This is a genomic window from Bradyrhizobium acaciae, assembly GCF_020889785.1.
In the GTDB taxonomy this organism is placed as follows: domain Bacteria; phylum Pseudomonadota; class Alphaproteobacteria; order Rhizobiales; family Xanthobacteraceae; genus Bradyrhizobium; species Bradyrhizobium acaciae.
On the sequence record NZ_JACMYK010000009.1, the window covers coordinates 67,389 to 84,613 of the forward strand.

At 56.9% G+C, this 17,225-nt stretch carries 11 protein-coding genes; 5 read left to right on the plus strand and 6 right to left on the minus strand.

The features are described from left to right. The first annotated feature begins 525 nt into the window (after positions 1–525). From H8A92_RS06835 to H8A92_RS06845, 3 genes are read left to right on the plus strand one after another with little or no spacing between them, the layout of a single operon-like run. On the plus strand, positions 526–1,149 hold the full coding sequence (locus tag H8A92_RS06835; protein ID WP_229195067.1) for an acyl-homoserine-lactone synthase: 624 nt from the start codon (positions 526–528) through the stop codon (positions 1,147–1,149). Continuing rightward, positions 1,146–1,400, plus strand: a complete 255-nt coding sequence (locus H8A92_RS06840; protein ID WP_229195068.1) for a hypothetical protein — start codon at positions 1,146–1,148, stop codon at positions 1,398–1,400. Before H8A92_RS06835 ends, H8A92_RS06840 begins: the two co-directional genes overlap by 4 nt. Continuing rightward, positions 1,384–2,670: a diaminobutyrate--2-oxoglutarate transaminase gene (locus H8A92_RS06845; protein WP_229195069.1), complete on the plus strand. Its 1,287-nt coding sequence runs from the start codon at positions 1,384–1,386 to the stop codon at positions 2,668–2,670. The genes H8A92_RS06840 and H8A92_RS06845 overlap by 17 nt, the downstream gene beginning before the upstream one ends. 2 nt (positions 2,671–2,672) lie before the next feature. Here H8A92_RS06845 and H8A92_RS06850 read toward each other — a convergent pair whose 3' ends face one another. Then, the gene (locus tag H8A92_RS06850; RefSeq protein ID WP_229195070.1) at positions 2,673–3,380 is read right to left on the minus strand and encodes a helix-turn-helix transcriptional regulator; all 708 of its coding nucleotides are present in this window, start codon (positions 3,378–3,380) and stop codon (positions 2,673–2,675) included. A 35-nt stretch (positions 3,381–3,415) separates the two neighbouring features. Further along, the gene (locus H8A92_RS06855) at positions 3,416–4,222 is read right to left on the minus strand and encodes an alpha/beta fold hydrolase (protein ID WP_229195097.1); all 807 of its coding nucleotides are present in this window, start codon (positions 4,220–4,222) and stop codon (positions 3,416–3,418) included. A 306-nt stretch (positions 4,223–4,528) separates the two neighbouring features. Here H8A92_RS06855 and H8A92_RS06860 point away from each other — a divergent pair, with 306 nt between their 5' ends. Beyond that, entirely contained in the window at positions 4,529–5,809 is a 1,281-nt protein-coding gene (locus H8A92_RS06860) for a carbon-nitrogen hydrolase family protein (protein WP_229195071.1), read from the plus strand. Positions 5,810–5,913: 104 nt separating this feature from the next. Continuing rightward, on the plus strand, positions 5,914–7,641 hold the full coding sequence (locus H8A92_RS06865) for a hypothetical protein (RefSeq protein WP_229195072.1): 1,728 nt from the start codon (positions 5,914–5,916) through the stop codon (positions 7,639–7,641). A 484-nt stretch (positions 7,642–8,125) separates the two neighbouring features. On the opposite strand, the gene H8A92_RS06870 is transcribed toward H8A92_RS06865, so the two are convergent. The 4 genes from H8A92_RS06870 to H8A92_RS06885 form a co-directional block, all read right to left on the minus strand. Then, positions 8,126–11,593: a GTP-binding protein gene (locus tag H8A92_RS06870; protein WP_229195073.1), complete on the minus strand. Its 3,468-nt coding sequence runs from the start codon at positions 11,591–11,593 to the stop codon at positions 8,126–8,128. Positions 11,594–12,708: 1,115 nt separating this feature from the next. Continuing rightward, positions 12,709–12,933, minus strand: coding sequence for a hypothetical protein (locus H8A92_RS06875; RefSeq protein ID WP_229195074.1), 225 nt, complete (start codon positions 12,931–12,933; stop codon positions 12,709–12,711). A gap of 828 nt (positions 12,934–13,761) precedes the next feature. Then, on the minus strand, positions 13,762–15,291 hold the full coding sequence (locus H8A92_RS06880) for an MBL fold metallo-hydrolase (RefSeq protein WP_229195075.1): 1,530 nt from the start codon (positions 15,289–15,291) through the stop codon (positions 13,762–13,764). A gap of 5 nt (positions 15,292–15,296) precedes the next feature. Beyond that, entirely contained in the window at positions 15,297–17,072 is a 1,776-nt protein-coding gene (locus H8A92_RS06885; protein ID WP_229195076.1) for a gluzincin family metallopeptidase, read from the minus strand. Positions 17,073–17,225 lie beyond the last annotated feature (153 nt).

Here is a 17,225-nt window from a genome sequence, read left to right on the forward strand (position 1 = left end):
CACGTCATTCCGAGGGCCTTGGGAATGGCCCACGCGAGCGGTCCGGTCTCTTCAAATAGGATTCCATATTCGTCGAGGAGATGCCAGAGAAAGAGCATGACATCCGTAAAGCACCCCTCGCCTCGCTAAGAGCATGACACTGCAGGTTTAACCACCACCTGATCCTGTCAGCGAAGATTGACCGTCAGCAGCGCTTCGCGACGGCCACGCAACGGCAAGCGGCAGCGCGTGGTTGGGACGTGAAGTTCAATCCGGTTTGTCAGACCCCAGACAGCAGAAACGCGTGAGGCTATACTGAAGCGTGGCGCAGACGCCATGCTGCGTCGCCCGGCTAGTTGTTGCGAAAGACCCTCACCGCCGGCGGATTGCTCGATCCAAAGTGATTTTGAACTCACGACTTGGCCTCCGGCTCCGAACATAATTCCAAACGCCAGGCCGCCTTTCCGGGCGCGAACCTAGGAACCTTCCGAGTAGGTCGAATCGGCGTCTCCTGTTTTTCTTCCGGTCACCGGAGGATCGAGACGGATGATCGAGGCATTTTCGCTTGCGACAGCTCATCTCTACCAGGACGCCTTGGCTTCACAGGCAAGGCTGAGGAACGATGTCTTCGTAAAGCAGCGCGGATTGGACCATTCGTCGTTTGACGAACTCGAATTCGACGAATTTGACACTCCGTCAGCGCTTTACCTGGTTTGGAGAGACGAGGAGAGGCGAGTCCGCGGCATGGCGAGGTTACTCCGCACCGATCGACCCTACATGTTGGCAAGATACTGGCCGTTTCTGGTGAAGGCATGTGCCCTGCCCAACAGCTCCGACATTTGGGAGGTGACGAGGGTTTGCGTTGACCGAACGCTGACACCCCCAGTACGCAGGACTGTGTTTCCCGAGTTGTTGAGTGCGATAGCTGAATTTTTCGAAGCAAATGGCTTTGCGGGCATGATCGGCGTGACGCGCCAGCATCTATTGTCCCATTTCATCAGGGAGGGGATCGACTGGCTCGGCGACGAGGCGCTCATCGAAGGCGAAGTCGAACGCGCTTTCTTCGTTCCAACGGCCAACATTCGACCGGTATATTTTTGCCGAAAGTACGGCATCCCGAGTTCTGTCTTGAAGGAACATCCGCCGACACCATTCCGGAGAGCTGCATGAGCTCGGAGGGGTCTGAAGAGGAGTCGGCTCCAGCTAAAGTTGCGCGGCAGATGGCGGACGCTGTGACGTATTTGAGCTCGGTCGCCGATCAGGCAGGTATGCGCACGATCGCGGAAGACCTACGCGCCGTGCGTCGCAATTTGATGAAGGAAACTGAAGGCAGTCCCGGCAGTCCGGCGGTCGCTGCGGACGTGCATCCCCTGGAAGATGAGGAACCACTCAGAAAGGCCGGGAATGAACCATCTTGCTGACTTTGCAGACTCCGAATCTGAGGTCCGCTACTACTGTCGCCAAATCCCGAACCTATTCGTGAAAGCGAACGGATCGCTCGTCTGGGATGCAGAAGGAACGGAGTTCATCGACTTTCTGGCAGGCTGTGGCGCGCTGAACTACGGCCATAATCATCCGAAGATCAAGTCCGCCTTGCTCGATTATCTCCATGCTGATGGTATCGGCTGCGCACTTGATCTTCACACCGGTGCGAAATTGGCCTTCATTCGTGCATTTCGCGACATCGTGTTATCGCCCGCCGGCATGAACTATCGTATGCAGTTCACCGGTCCGACCGGTGCCAACGCGGTGGAGGCGGCTCTCAAATTGGCGCGCAAACACACCGGACGGACCAACATCGTGGCCTTCACGAACGCGTTCCATGGCATGTCGTTGGGAGCTCTATCGGCAACTGGATCGAACCGTGCACGAGAGGGCCTGCAGGGATGCTTGGACGGCGTGGTGCGACTTGCCTTCGATGGCTATCACGGCGCGGGCCCATCGGACCTGGAGAGGTTTGCAGCAATGGCCGAAGATCCGTCCGGAGGGATAGATCCTATTGCCGCCATCATCGTGGAGACGGTCCAGGGCGAGGGGGGATTGAACCTTGCATCGAAGGAATGGCTTCGAAGCCTCCGCGAAGTCGCAACCCGCCTCGGGGCGCTGCTGATTGTCGACGATATTCAGGCCGGTTGCGGGCGATCGGGCAGGTTTTTCAGCTTTCAAGATGCTGCGATAGCGCCCGACATGGTTTGCCTCGCAAAGTCCCTCAGCGGCGGCGGCTTGCCGATGTCGCTGCTGTTGATCGATCCTTCAATCGACACGTGGCGTCCCGGCGAACACAACGGAACTTTCCGGGGCAACAATTTGGCATTCGTGACCGCGCGGGCGGCGCTCGAGCTGTGGTCGGGTTCCGACTTCTTGGCCGAAATCGCTATCCGCTCGGCGATGCTGGATCGATGGCTGAAAGACCTGTGCGTTCGATATCCACGGACTATCACGCGTAAGAAGGGCATTGGCATGATGGCCGGGTTCGAGTGCTGCTCGCCCGCGCTTGCTCGTGACATCTCACAGGAGGCGTTCAAAAGACGCCTTCTGCTGGAACTATGCGGACCACGCGATGAGGTCGTCAAAATCCTAGCGCCGTTGAATATAGACCTTTCTGTCTTCCGCGAAGGATTGACGCGATTGGCTGCCGCCGTCGACGCCGTAGCGCTCGAGGATGCCAAAAAGCCCGACTTAGCCGCGTGAGCTTACAGCGAGATAACCCCATTTTGAATCGCCATCACGACAGCCGTGATCCGGTTGCAGGCCCCTAGTTTTCGGATCGCATTTGATAGATGAAATTCCACGGTTTTTTCGGAGGTCGCAATGATCTCGCCGATTTCCCAGTTCGTCTTTCCCTCCTTACACCAGCGTAAGCACTCGACCTCTCGCCCGGTGAGGTGCAGCGCGGGCGGACGGGGCTTCGCCTGCAGCTCTCCCAGTTTGAGTCGATACTGCACCGCCACGCCATAAATTCGTCCAAGCGTATCTGGGGCCGGCTTCCGCTGGTCCCTCAAGCTGAGACTGATCAGATCGACATTCCCGCCAGGTCCGTGCAGCGGGATCGTGACGCCCGAATGGACGCCGAGCTCCTTGCATTCCTGCAAGAAGATCTTCTGTTTGCGGTCCAGATTTGTCCGGGCGCAAAGTTCGTCCCAACTAAACGGGCGTGTGGCATGCTGAATCTGTTGCACGACTGGGTCGATCCGATCCCATTCGCGCTCCCTGTAGGTGTCTAAATAACCCCTTGGGAAGCGGTCCCAAGGAATCGAGTCGAGGCGGTTGTTTCGCGCTTTGGCGAATACGGCATTCTGGTAGCCTTCCGCTTCGACGGCCTTCAGAAACAGATCGAGCAGCTCGGTATCGGATTCAATTGAAAAAGTAGCAGCAATGAAATCATCAACATTGGCGACCATCTGGCATCCCCCTTAAACGCCCATGTCCCCGATAATCAGTCTACATATTTCAAAAACCTTCCCATCCATCTATTGAACGCATCGGGACTTTCCCAATGCGCCGCGTGTCCAGCATTCAGTAATATTGGTCTGTGCAACCAGAGGTGTCTATAGGTAAGTTTACGGACATGTTCGATACGTACGAAGGCGTCCCGCCGTCCTTGGACTATCGCGAGCGGCTTGCTGCATCTTGCGACGGACGTGATCTCGTCCTTACCCCTTCCGGCCAGGCCATTGCGGACCATCCAGTAGCGGGCTCTGCCGTCTGTTCGCTCGATTGTGGTCGCAAAGCGGCTACGTCGATCGAGAGGCCTGCCAAGCATAGCCGAGCCATAGGCCGTGACATCTTCGGGCGTAAAATTGCGCTTGCCCGCAAGGTCCATCACCGGTGAAGATAGAAAGCCGTCAGCGACGCCGGCCGGACTCAACCGGATCGGCGGGGTGCCGGAAATCAGAAGCGAGCGGACCGCGCTCATACGGGACCACATCTCGATGCCGATGTGGCCGCCAAGCGACCACCCGATCACGTGGAAGCTGGATATGTCGAGGTGACCCATCAGTTCTTTTAGGGCCTCGGCGTAGCCCGGGAAACTGTAGGTCCTCTTGGGCGCGACGGCATCCGATGAACTGCCATGGCCGGGAAGGTCAGGTATGATGACGGTATGCCCACGCCTCGCAAGATAGGCTTCCTGATGATGGAAGATTTCCTTGCACGAAGAATTGCCGTGGATCAGGAGAACGGCCGATCCCTTGCCTCGGTGAACGCGGACGGCTAGCGCATTTCCGCCCACACGAATTTTCATATCGGACACGAATGTTCTCCGTCCTTCGTGAGTGCCAGGCGGCATAGTCACTGCCGAAGGCTGCGAATCCCTTCCCTAATTTTCCGTCATCTGTGGCCACAGAGCCGGCTTCGAGTAACCTAGGGAATACCCCAGTGGCCGGATCGATTGAGTCCTGTTTTTTTCGTCGCCCGAGTTCGGATGATCCCGGCTTGTTTGTGCCGTCGCATCGGTTTGGTTTGGCCTTGGCGCCGGCAGGCGGTGCATGCGCAGCAGGACGCGGATTCGCTCGGAGCAATCGGTATGCGAAGGAGAAGACGTTCGGAGATGCTCTGGATCGATTTGGTGCGCAGGAACGTGCAGGCGGCCGAAGTACTAAGCAATAATGGCGTTCGAGGAACGAGGAGGGCGCTGCTGGCGATTTGGTTGGCGATCGAAGGCGCCGACGACAATGTACGCGACCTGTTCCGCGGGTTCGATGAGGACAGGCTCGAGGCGGATGTCGATGCAATCTCGCTCGCCGACGCGTTCGCTCAGATTGCTCCCACCGCCGCCAAAAGCACGGCTGCAAAAGAGGCGCTGCTGCGCAGTCTGGCTGTGTGTCTACGCGTCTTGGAACGCCAGCTTTGGAGCCTCGGCGGGAGCGCGGTCCAGCGACGCGAGAAGCCCGCTGTGGTCGAATTCGATGGCACGTCAGCCTATCTGCTGATGAGGGCTCCGCGTCATCGCGTTGCCAAGACCGAGGATAACTTCCGGCGGAGAGGTCTGAAGAAGACGCGGTTGATCCCGCGGAAAATCGGCAAACTCGATGTGCGTCTCGTTTTCCTGCAGGACTTCCGAGGACATGCCAGGCTGCAAGAACAAACTCCATTGACGATCGCTGCCGCCTTGTTTCCCGGCATACGGTATGTCGAAAAGACCGTTCCCGAAGGCTTTGTTGTGGTTGACGTGGAGGTTGAAGACCAGATCGAAGTGATGCGCCGCCAGATTCGAGATGCATCGCTCGCCCGCTGTGCCGGCATTGTCTACCCCGAGCTGAGCGTGACGTCACAAACCCTTTCGGCGGTCCGCGCGGGGCTGTCAGATGGTGTCTGGGAAGAGTGCGAACTCAGCATGATCGTAGCCGGATCTCGGCACGAAGCCGACGGTGCAGGCCGCCGTTTCAATGTCTGCACGATTCTCGATGGCTATGGAAATGCGATCGGCGAACATCGCAAACTCTTCCGCTACAGCGAGGGCACGGGTCCCCATGAGGCGATCGATCTCGGTTCGGAGCTGCAAGTGCTCGTGATGGCGGAAGGCCTGTTCGCCTTCGGCATCTGCCTGGACTTTTGCAACCTCTCGGAGAGGCCTCCATATCTCGATCTCGATGTCGATTACGTCATTGTGCCATCTTGCGGAAAGGAAAGCACCATGTACTCGCACATGGCCAGATCTGGCGAGGTCATGACCAGACTCAAGGTGAGGACGTTTGTCGTGCAGCAATATTACCGGAAGACACCGGAGGAGCCGGGCCCTGTAGGGTATGTCCTCGCGCGGGTTGACGCCGTGATGCCGGAACTGAGTAGCCTCGCCACGAGTGACCCATGGCACGTTCATGTCGTTTGATATTAGTTTACACTTGACATCCATGGCCGGCTTCCGATGTAAAGGGTTGTGAAACATTTGAGAGTTACGCTTCGGTTCCGCAACCAAAAATCGGCGTTGTTTCAATGACTAAGACGCTGGGAGTCATTTCCGAACCGGAGCGGGCGCTGGAGGCCGTCTCGACGGGGGCTCTGTCCCCCGCAGAGGCCTTCGTGGCAATTCGCGGCTTTGTGAATTCTCAACCGAAGGATGCCGAGTTCCTGGAGGACGCCTACGAAGCGATCATGGAGCTCGTCTGGAGCCTTATCGCTAGTCGTGAGCGAGGCCCGCTGCTCGACCGCTGGGGCGACTTCGTCCTTAAGGTCAGGCAGCTTTTTCGTACCCGGAAGTCGCCGTTGGCCGAGCGCCTGACTTCTTTTGCCGACCTGCTCGAGCAGTCGAGCCGCTTCGCCGAGGTCCACTCGGTCGAAACCATGAAGGAACGGAAGCACGACGCCAGCATTCTGGAGTTGCTTCTCCGTCGATCAGGTCCGACGGAGCGCTCGCATCTGATCGAGACGCTGCGAATTGGAGAGTCGAACCTTTCGCGGGTGCTGCTGAACCTGATTTCGTCCGGACTGATTAAGAAGTCCACGAAGGGACGGGAAGTGCTTTTGGAGTTGACGTCGGAGGGACGGGATGCCGCGGCGAAGCTTCCGAAGAAAGTGGAGGATGTACCCTCCATCACCTCGATTTTCGACAATCATGATGCTGTTCATACGTTAAAGACGCTTTGGCCCAAGACCGGCTGTGCGATCGCCATCACTGACGAGACGGCCGGCCTTGTCGATTGTGACACAACTTTTGCGACGCTTCTCAAGGGCAGAGATGCCAGGCAATTGCGCGGTCAATCACTCTCGATTTTGCGAAAGAATTTCGGCGATCAGATTACCGGCTTGGACGAAGTCGCTCCTGATGAAATCATAGTCTCCGATGGCAAAGTCTACAGAGTGGCAGAGTACGAGGAGGGCGATCGCTCCGTGTGGCTGGGTTTCGACGTGTCCGCGTATAAGCGGCGCATCGAAGAGGGGCGGCGCCGGGAAAAGCTGCTCTTGAAGGAGATAGAGACGCTGAAATCGAAGCAACCTTTGCCCGATCGCCCGTCACGACATGGCCTTCCTGTGGCTATCGTGCCTGATGATGCCACCCGCTTTGCACCTCTCTGGACGGCATTGTCGACATTGCGGCACGATATCCTTACGCCGGTGAACTCGATCTTGAGCGTCAGTCTGCTGATGAAAGACAAGGAAAGGTGCCTTCGACGACCGGGATTTTATGAGGAGAGCGTCTCGGGAATCACAATGCAGGCCCAGCACATCCGAGCGCTCGTCAGAGACTTGTTCAATGCAGGCGAGCTTCTTGAAAGCATGCCGGTCCATGCTCTCGATTCTTTTAGCCCTGCGGCGGTGGTCGACGACCTGCTTGAAACCGTCAAGTACACGAGCAGACACTCGAACTTGTCGTTTGCGACACCGCGAGTGGCCCAATCCATGGTCAAAACCGACGAGCGCGTCTTTCGTGGCGTTTTTTTGCAGGCCGTTAGCGGATTCCTAGAGCTTCTGCCGGCGGGAGGAAACGTGAGCATCGAGGGAAGTATCGAAGACCGCGCCTTGAAGGTCCGGATCTCCACAGCAGCATCTGCATGGAATTTATCGGCGCTGCGAAACGAGCCGTCCGGCTTGATGATGTGCGGTTGGGCGGTCGAACATGCCGGCGGAAAGTTCGACTATAATCGTAGCACGCAAGACGGGATCTTCGCAGAGTTTCAATTGCCGGTGCAGCTTCGACCGCATGCGCGTTCCCGAATTCGGTAATCGGCGTTCTTATAATCAACGCTTCTGGGATCAGTTCGCAGGTACACGTGCGCTTCTCGCGTGTTCCTTCATTTGGCTGAAGCGAGGGCGGTGCTCTTCGCTTGATTCACGCCAGGTTTAAACGCATTTGGTCGTGCAGGGCGAGAGCGATACACTGGAAGCGGCACGCGGAAATGGGAAAGATGTTCGCAACAAAGAACGCCGCCGCCAATAAGCCTGCGAGGAGGGACCCGCGGTCCGCAACTCTGTCCGGACATCGGTCGTCGGTCCACTCTTCCTAGCGCTGCAGCAACGGATCGACCACCAACGGACGCCGGGCGAACCGTCGAGACAAGTCAGAAGTGCATCGGCGGTTGCTGAGTTGTATTCGCTTGAAAAATGCGCCAACCACCCTCACCGATGCCGGATACGCTACGTGAAACAATCATGTTCAAGGCGTAATATACCTGGCCTTCGCTCCCGTCGTTTGCCCTGAGATAGCCAGTCAAAGCTGAATATCGTAGTACGTTCTCTTCTCGGAGTCGTTCTTGCCAGGCCAGACCGCCCACCCCTCCCACGCGCCGCCGGCCCTCCGCAAACATCGGGTATGAACTCGTACCTCACTCAATCTACGGGACACTTCCATCAGATTGTAGAGCCGCGGCGTCGATTCTGGCCGATCGTTGGCGGAAGCGCTGAACGAGCCGGCGCCTACAACGCAAAGCCGCGTACTAGGATGTATATAACCTACTGCCTCTGCACGGTCTTCGTGAACGTGACCATGAAGCGCCAACCGTACTCCTGAGTGCTTCAATTGTGAAAGAAACGCGTCGTCGACGATCTTTTCGTTACCTGTCGCAGGATGATGCCATACTCCTATCCGCAATGACGGACGACCGGTGCTGCTGTGACTTAGAACCGCTTCGGCGGTCCGGAGTCCTTCGGCAGGCGCGGATTTATGAATGCTCGATCTCTGCGGGAAATATTCGTCCAATTCCCAACAGGAATTTAATGCGACAAACTGGATGCCGTCCTCAGGATAGAAAAAGTTCAGCGCCTGAGCCGCGGGCCCCAGCGGATAGGGTTGTTGCAACAGAGGATGGTAGAAATGCTCGGAGAAGTTTTTGAGCCGCTCGTCATAGTTTCGCTTTCGGACCAAGAACCCATCGCCCTGGGCAACAAATTCACCCGTCGCGAGATTGTTCGGTCGCTTTCTCTTAGGCACCCACTCATAGACATCCGCCTCCCAATTGATGTCGTGATTGCCCGGCACAAGAATGCATCGCTCGACGTTGAGTCCAAATTCCGCAATGATGTTGGACAAAAAGGCTCTGGCTTTTTCAAATTCCGACTGTTGAGCGCGATCGCTGACATCTCCCGAGACGACCAGATAGTCCAGCTTGTCGATGCCCAAACCCGCTTTTTTTGACTTCAGATCGGCGCAGAGCGGCCCGACCCACTCATCGATGTCGGTCAGTGGGGTAAAGTGGAGATCGCTTAGGTGGAGGATACGAATTGGGTCAGTTCTGTTGCGCTTGGATAGCTTGGCCAGGTTTCGCTTCGTCCGAGCTACCGCTTCTGCCTTAGCTTTGCGGATGCGAGATCGAAGCGCCCACGTACTTCTTTCAACGTCGGGGCGCCGCTGCCGCGCCTGCTTTGCACCTTCGCTAATTCTTACCCGCCGATCGCAGATTGGACAGCCCACGTCGGGGTGGCCGTCGATGATACGCTTCCGCACGGTTGCTTCGTCGAATTGCTGGCCACACTGGCATGTGATCTCGATGTGCTCGAATATATCGACGCCATGCCTGGCAAGGTGCTCTTCTACGACGCTTATGAATAAGTCGCGAGTGTTGTCGGACACTTCGTCACCGACATAGACATCCAAATGAGCGAATCCTCGCTGCCGGGCAATCTTCCGAAGACCGCACGTACCTTGGTTCAGCTTGGTAAACTCAGCCCGATTATCCCAGAGTCGAACCGAACCGAACGAGTCACTCATCGTAATCGCCGAAATCAGAGACGAGTAGATATTGTCTATCGCCCCCGAAAAATCGTAGTACAGCGACACCGAGTGCAGGAATTCGTCTTTCGAATCGACTTCCGTAGATACGAATAGCGATGGAAATATGAGCAGTCCTTCGTGCTCCAGGCAGATGCCATGCTCAACGAATAACTGTACTACCGATTCGATTACTATACGTTCCTGGGCTCTTTGTAGACGCTTGTCCGCAGGAATCCCGGGAAAGATCATACTATCTGCCATCAGGAGATCTTCGCGGATGGCCGGCACATTCCGTGGGTTGTTCTTCGCAGCCACCAGAATCGAGCCAGCGTAGATCTCAATCTGCTCGACTTGCAGCACAAGTGCCTGCTCGCCCGATGAAAGTCGCGTTACAGTTATCACGCCCTGGAGGGCAAGCTGCGAGATAACGGTGGTTACGGCTGCCCCGTCGAATTCGGCCGACGCCACGGCCCGGACCCGATTATCAAGCTCCTTTCGAAGCAAAACCACTTCCTGTTTCGACCTTGCGTTCTCTATCTCGTCTCGGACAGTTTGAAATAGTAATGGACGCGACGTCCGCGCCAGGGACTTCCAGTCCAGAATGCTTGAAAGCTGGACGCAAAGTTCTCTGACTCCTTGTCCAGTCTTCGCGCTGGTGGGAAAGTATCCGGCGAATTGTTGTTCGGTAATCAGGCGTTCAAGGCCGTGCCTGTCGATCACGTCTGAATGGACGTCAAGTTTTGTCCCGACAAGAAACCGCGTGGAGTGTCGTCCCTTGATCTGCTTTTCCAGGCGCTTGGCCCAACCCTCCGCTTCCTCGAAAGCAGTCCTTCCCCGCGTAGGGTCGAGAAGCACAAGAGCGGCAGTTGTGTCGTGCAGGAAGAGTTGATGAATGAGGCGATATTCGTCTTGGCCGCCCATATCCCACAGAACGACGTCTCGTTTCTCGTTTTGAGGAACTTCCTCGTCGGGATTCAACTGCCCTGGCTGCACCGGCCAGAATCGCATGCCGTGCGTGGTGCCCGATTCCTCGTAACGGTTCTCGGCGATGCGCAGAGCGAGGCACGACTTGCCGACGTTGCTCTCGCCGACTAGAGCCACCTTTGCGCTGCAAAAGGTCTGAGTGTTCGTTCCTATCACAGCCGAAAGAGCATTCGTATCTATGTTGAATATATCGACGACGCCTCGCCGGTCGTCCGGAACCGCTACAATGTTTCCCGGTCCGTGGACCGATATGCTGCCGCGCGCTCCTTTTCGAGGGGATGTGGTGGCCAGGACCGCTCCTCCCTCTACATCCCAAAACTTTATCGAGCGGCCTTTGGATTCCGATACCAGGACCGTGTCGTTGACGGCAAACCCAGCCGACAACACCGAGTCAGTGTGTCCTTCCAACGTCAGAAGGTCCGTCAGAGAAGCGGACCCGACTAGAATGCTTCCGTTCCTGCTACCGGCGGCAAATTTTGACCTATCGCTCGACATCCCTACGGAGAACAATGGCTCGTGAAACTTGTAGCTGTACGCCAAACTAAGAGGCCCGCTTTCGCCGGTAGCGTGATCTGGCGCCGAAGACTTGAAGATAAGGCACGTGCCATCATTACAGAATGCGAGGAGCCCATCCTCGTTTGTCCAAGCAAGCGCCATGACCTCGTCGCGATGCTCATGCACGGTCAAAGAGTCGAGCCGAACGACGGAAGTCAAAATGATACGTCCATCTTCGCCGGCAGACGCGATTTCGCTACCGTCAGGGGAGTATGCGACGCTCCATGCACCGCCGGTGTGCTCCGCCACGAGCCAATTTTCTTTCGAAGCGAACGAGCACAGGATGACGTTTCCTCGATGTGTCGCCAGCGCTATCGCTTTTTCATCTGGGCTCCAGCTAATTTCTTGGACCGCTTCTCCAACTTTCAGAGAATGTGCTAGGCGGCCGTTGCTTTCAAAGACATCAAGGTTGCCGTTTTGGACGCTCACGGCCAAGAAGCGCGCGCTAGGCGACCACGCGCAGCAATCAACAGGCGCCTCGCGCACTGAGATCGACCGTCTTATAGAAGCGAATCCTGGCATGGAGGCGTACCACCGCACTACGACGGGAGCAGACGTAGCTGGAATTGAGACGATGTCGCACTAGGGGATTCCCTAGAGAGGCCATCCATTCAGATGGACGTCCCCCGCCGCCCAAACCTTGGGAAGCGAGCGTCAGAAGGTGCGCGTGCCAAAGTCGGCGATGGCTGGCGGCGAAAATGCCAACTGACAAAAATGAAATCTCGCCCATCAGCTTGCTGTGCGCCTGCCATTGGTTCGGCGCAGCGTCATTTGGCTAAAACAGGCAGATCGGGTTGTCTGCCGCAACACGCCGCGCCATCCAGGTGGCCCGCGGGCATTAGGCGGTTTTGGCTGTGAGTGGGCGACGACGCGACGTTACAGTCATCCTCGGCCATGATAAATAATCCGCCAGCGAGTGTTCGCGGGAACTCTAATTTGGACATCCGAGCCGGTCCCTGTTCCGTCCTTGCTTTCAGCTTCGGTTCAAACGGATCGTGGCGGAGTAGGCAAAGTGGTGCGGCTGCAAATCAGCAAGCTGCTCGACTTCGACATTTGCTTGCACTGCAAATCAGGTTTTGACCTGACTTTCGCTTGAACAATCATTCCAACGGACCGCCCAAGAAGAAGGAAGGCACGTTGACGCAAATATACCGCTCGCGGTCAGGCACCACGCGCGAAGTGCGGTGCGAATCGACGAAGGCCTGACGGCCCAGCCTGGGCATCTTGAAAGAAGAGGGAGTAAACCAAATGTCCAGTGATACTACGCTGCGGCGGTCGACCTTTATTCTAGTCGTCTCCGCTGGTCAGTTGGATGTAATGCCGGCTTCCATGCGCTCCCTCCATTTCGGGCCGCATGAGCCACTACACCAACGGAAGAACGAGCGGTTCGCCGCACGGCGGCCGTAGATGACGTCCTGGAATTCCTAGGCCAAGCTCAATCGTTCCGGTCCGGACGAAATTGCACGCGAGGTTTTGTCACTCCGGCCAACAGGGGAGCGCCGCTGGACCAAGTGTCTAATGGGCGCGAGAAGACAGACCGAACATCAACGTTCGACCCAAACCGCGGGATGTGATCGATCCGCGATCCGATTTTCTCGCGCGTCCCTGAGCGGAGAAATTCGATCGCGCATGATTTCCAACATCTCGATCTTTTCTCCGAACGAGAGCGCGATGATGTCTCGTTGCCCTTCGGCCTTGCGCCGGAGGATGTCTGAGATGTCCGGATAGGTAGACTGATTGAGTTTAAAGGCTTGGGCCCGTCGATGCATGGATTGGCGATCTCAAATCTATCACAGAAAGATTGCCACTTTGCCGTCAGGTTGTGCCTCTCCAAAACGCCGCGCAGGGATACAGGGTCAAAGTTGCCTGCCTCGATGAATTGGACAATACGAGCGTAGTCTTTGGCACGTCCGACGTCTAGGGCGGTCGCCATAAGGTGTTCTGCGCGCAGGATACGACACTGGATCGTGGTTTCCGAATTCACCCGCAATTCGGTGGTGACAGCCTCCCGAAGTCCCTCCTCATCGAGTGGCTTGGCCACCGGTAGGAACTGCACGGGCCAGCCGGAAACTCATAAAGAGACCGAACCGCTGCGGGGGAAGGCTTGCGTCTCGCATCCCGAGACGGACGAGCCTCTCTTCAAGGGAGCCAGTGCTAGTTTGGAGCATCTAGGCGGTCCGCGAACTCGTTGGGTCAAGTTTTCCGGAAGACCCGGTCTAGGTGGTGGCCGAGGACCTGGGCGCTTCTCGGCCCAATTCAAGACCCACGGACGCGAACTGCTGAAATCAGGAAGTGCGGGCAGATCTATCCAGACGTTGTTTGTACAAAAAAGGCCGTGATGAAGCTGGCGCTGCATCTTGTAGAACTACTCCTACAGCCGGATAGCTCGCTGGAGCGCATCCGCCACGTTTTCAGACGTTAGCCAAGAACCCGCGGCGGCTCGGTTGCCATCGTCCGAAGCCGGTACTAGCAGCCGCACCGTTGCTGCTGGGACATGCGGCTCATCTACGAAGCGGCGCAAGCCATATTGAAATCGTCGCCGTTCTGACATGGTGCTTGGAATATTCCGGCCCGGTCTCCTATTGCCGTCCGTGAGGTTAGATGCGCAGACGATATTCGATCGCCACCTTTCCCTCCTCATCCTCGATATCGAAGACGTCATCGAGGAAGCTTTCCCAGTCTGATCTCGACAATTCTCCAGCCTTGCCGGCTCGTTGGCGAGCCTCTGTGACGAGAAAGTCCTTATCCTTGTCTCCACGGATCACGCGGCCGCCGGTCTTTTGCTCAAGCCGCTTGTTCAGTGAAGGAAAGGGCATATTCCACTTCTTTACGTCGCGCGCGAAGCGTTCGTCGACCGGTACAAAGGCGACCAGTCCGGGATGGTTCATTAGCTCCAATCCACGCTCGCGCAGCGTGGCATTATGACTGCCGTGATGGCCGACCTTGTAAACGACTGTTCGAGCAAGAAGTTTTTCGGCGGTCACGCTTCCTGGGTCGCTCTGCTTAGCCTCTGCAGGCCATACGTAGTCTCCCCATGACAGCCAACTGCCGACTTGAGCATCGCCAGGGAAAAGCAGCACCTTTTCACCCCGAAATTCGAAAGCTAGCGCAAGACTGGTGTTGTTGGTGTCCGAATCGAGTCTTAAGGCTAGCGTTTCGGCAGCGCCCAACCAGTCCGTTTCAATGCGTCGCCATTCTGCGTCCGGATCGTTGTATTTCGCTCGGGATCTACGGACCCCCTCACTACGAACGCCCGTTGCATCGTTTGCGATAAGTTCGCGCGTCGCGAACGGCATGCTAAGTTTGTACTGAGCCATGTCGACGCCCGCGACCGGCGACAGGGCCGCCACCAAGAACATGTCCACCTCCGGACCATCTCCAGCGAGCTCGTAAACTTCCGGTTTCCGTTTACTCGGATGACTGCGCTTCAGCATCTTTTCATCGCGCGGCGGACCCAGCACATAGACTGACAGCTCGTCGCTGTTCATCGGACGAATAACTGCTCCGCCGGGAGCAAGAAACTTCACGGTCTCGGCCTTGGCACGCAATTGATCCAGGATCGACGTTGTACGTGTTGCTGCTGACAGCATACCCCCTGGTTGTTCTGCTCCAACAAAGGCCATCAGCCCTGTGAGGCCATCCAGTGGCATCGAAGCGGAAGAGGGCTCAAACTCCTCCTCCTCCGCGGCGTCTGGATCGAATTCAGGAGCGAGCAACGTTGTCAGAGCGTTGAAGCTACGATCGATCACTCTCATGGCCTGCTCACGTCCTTGGCGAAGGCGCCGCGCCTGTTCATCCCGACGATCCTCGGTCCACGCAAGCCAAAGTTCTCCGACGGAAATTGAGGCAAACTCCTCGGCGGCCTGCTCGAAGCCAGAAAGATGATCCCAATGTTCGTGAGTGACAATTAAAACGTCGATTTTATCAGCTTGCTTGCGGATGTCGCTCATGATGCGCTTTGCCCGGGAGGTGGCATTGGGCATTCCCTGCAGAATTCCGCAATCAATCAGGATATGAAACGCGCTCTCAGCTCGGGGAATCCGCAGCAGGAAACAATCGCCCAGGATGTCGCGATACATCCGGATTGCAATGCTTCCGGCCGTTAACTTCCCATTTTGGTCAACCATCGTGCTCACAGCATTCTGTGGAGAAATGCAAAGGGTTCGCGACGACCAGCTGCGTCGTAGTACGTGGCACCAAGCGACTCGCTCTGTGCGCCAAACTGAAACGCACGTTGCGCATCAAGCCGGGAGTCGCTGTTGATATCCTTGACGATACAGCAGCGGACCTCGCGTGTTCGAAGATCCACGATGAGCGTAGCGCCGCCGCGAAAAGTGAAGTCCGCGCTGACACCTGAGATCCGGCCCTGTCGCTCGACCTGTTGTTGGAGCTCCGCGGTGCGGTAGCCTCTGCGTTCCTGAGTTATCTCTATGATAATCTGTGGCTCGAGCTGGCCATCGGGACCCACTCGATTGGCGACACGAACAGACTGGACCTCGAAACGCGGCCCTTTCAATTCTCTGGAGCGCCGGATTGTGTTCTTCGCGTCTGATCGGAGCCATAGTCCCATAGCTCTGATTGCCTCATGCGACACATCCGCATTCGATACGAGCCACTTCGCGAGGTTTCGTTTCCTGACCTCCTCTGTCCGGAATATGTCGCGCCGCTTCCTGCGATATGAAAAGTCTTGCTTAGTCACCCATCCGATGCTGATGGGCTGCGCAGGAGCCTCCCAAATCAGGTTCTCGACTGACAAGGACCTTATGTCCTTTGGGTAGATACCGCGGCGGCGAAACGCTTCAATGAAGGCGAGTCGATATCCGCGCACATCGTCGGCGACCAGATCGGCGTCGGCCGTAATTATAGCGCGCAGGTAGTCGCCGAAGGTTACGTCCACAGGCGGAAGATAGTCCAGCGCACGGATACACATTCGCAGAACATGTCCCGCGGACTTCGTGGCCTCGACAGTCAGCCGGCCGACCAAATCGGGATGCAGGTCAGAAGAAGGAAATTGATTTCCTCTGCCTGTTGTCAGTCTGAGCAGGTCGGCTACCCGAGACTTGTAGATCGATACGAAGGCGTCGAACACTGCGGCGACCAAAATAGCACCCCGGTCATGAGGTTCAGTCGTGCGATCGAGTGCCGTAGGATCTGGTAGATTGGTGATCGGATCTAGCTCGTCGATTGCATCCCGCAGCGCGTGATGTCGCCCGATCGCCTCTCCAAATTGGCGCGCGAGCCCACTAAGAAGCGAGCGTTGTCCGAGGTCGCCGCGCAAGTGCGAAATCTGATGCCGGACGGATTCGGGTAATGTGAAGTGCTGAAACAGCGCTACTATATCGGCAAATGCCTCATGGAAGGCCAGCGAATCAATATTGCTCGCCTCGATGAAGCGCCGATGCATTCCATCGAGAATGGCGTGGGCAGTTTCGTGAGCCAGCACGTCGTGCGAGAGGCAGGTGAAAACGACGCCCCCAGGAAGGTTGCGGCCGGGATCGCGGGTGGAAGCGCGAAAATAGCCGAACAGCAGCGCGACCTTAGAGGGACTGTAGTACGCATTTGCCTCGCGCAATGCGTGAGGATAGATACGAAGCTTCTCCACAAAACGTTCGCCGCCCTTTCCGATCGAGCGCCAAGGCCGGGGAGCCCAGAGCACTTTCCGTCCCAGAGCGCGTTCGAAATTGCGGATCGTCATCATCGCGACGGCGTAAGCCATCTGCTGATGGAATTTCGGGTTTCCCTCCGAAGGAGCAAGCCCGTCCTGAACCAGCAGTGCCACCTCATCAAGGTTCACCGCCGAGTAGAAGCCGCCGCTGGCCGGATCCACGTCGATGACTTCAACATAATCTCCGCTGGGGCCGTCAGCCAATTCTTCCCAGGGGAGCTGTACCCGCGCTTCGTTGATCACAGCGGTCTGCATATCCAACGAAGCTGACGGATCGAACGCATAGATCCTGAGACGCCGAAAGGGAGGGGTATTTCCTGGTTGCCTGGTTCCAGCTTGCATTGAGAGGGACGCCTGTTGGATACGGACCTCCCAGTCTAGCACCCGCCGTGCGCG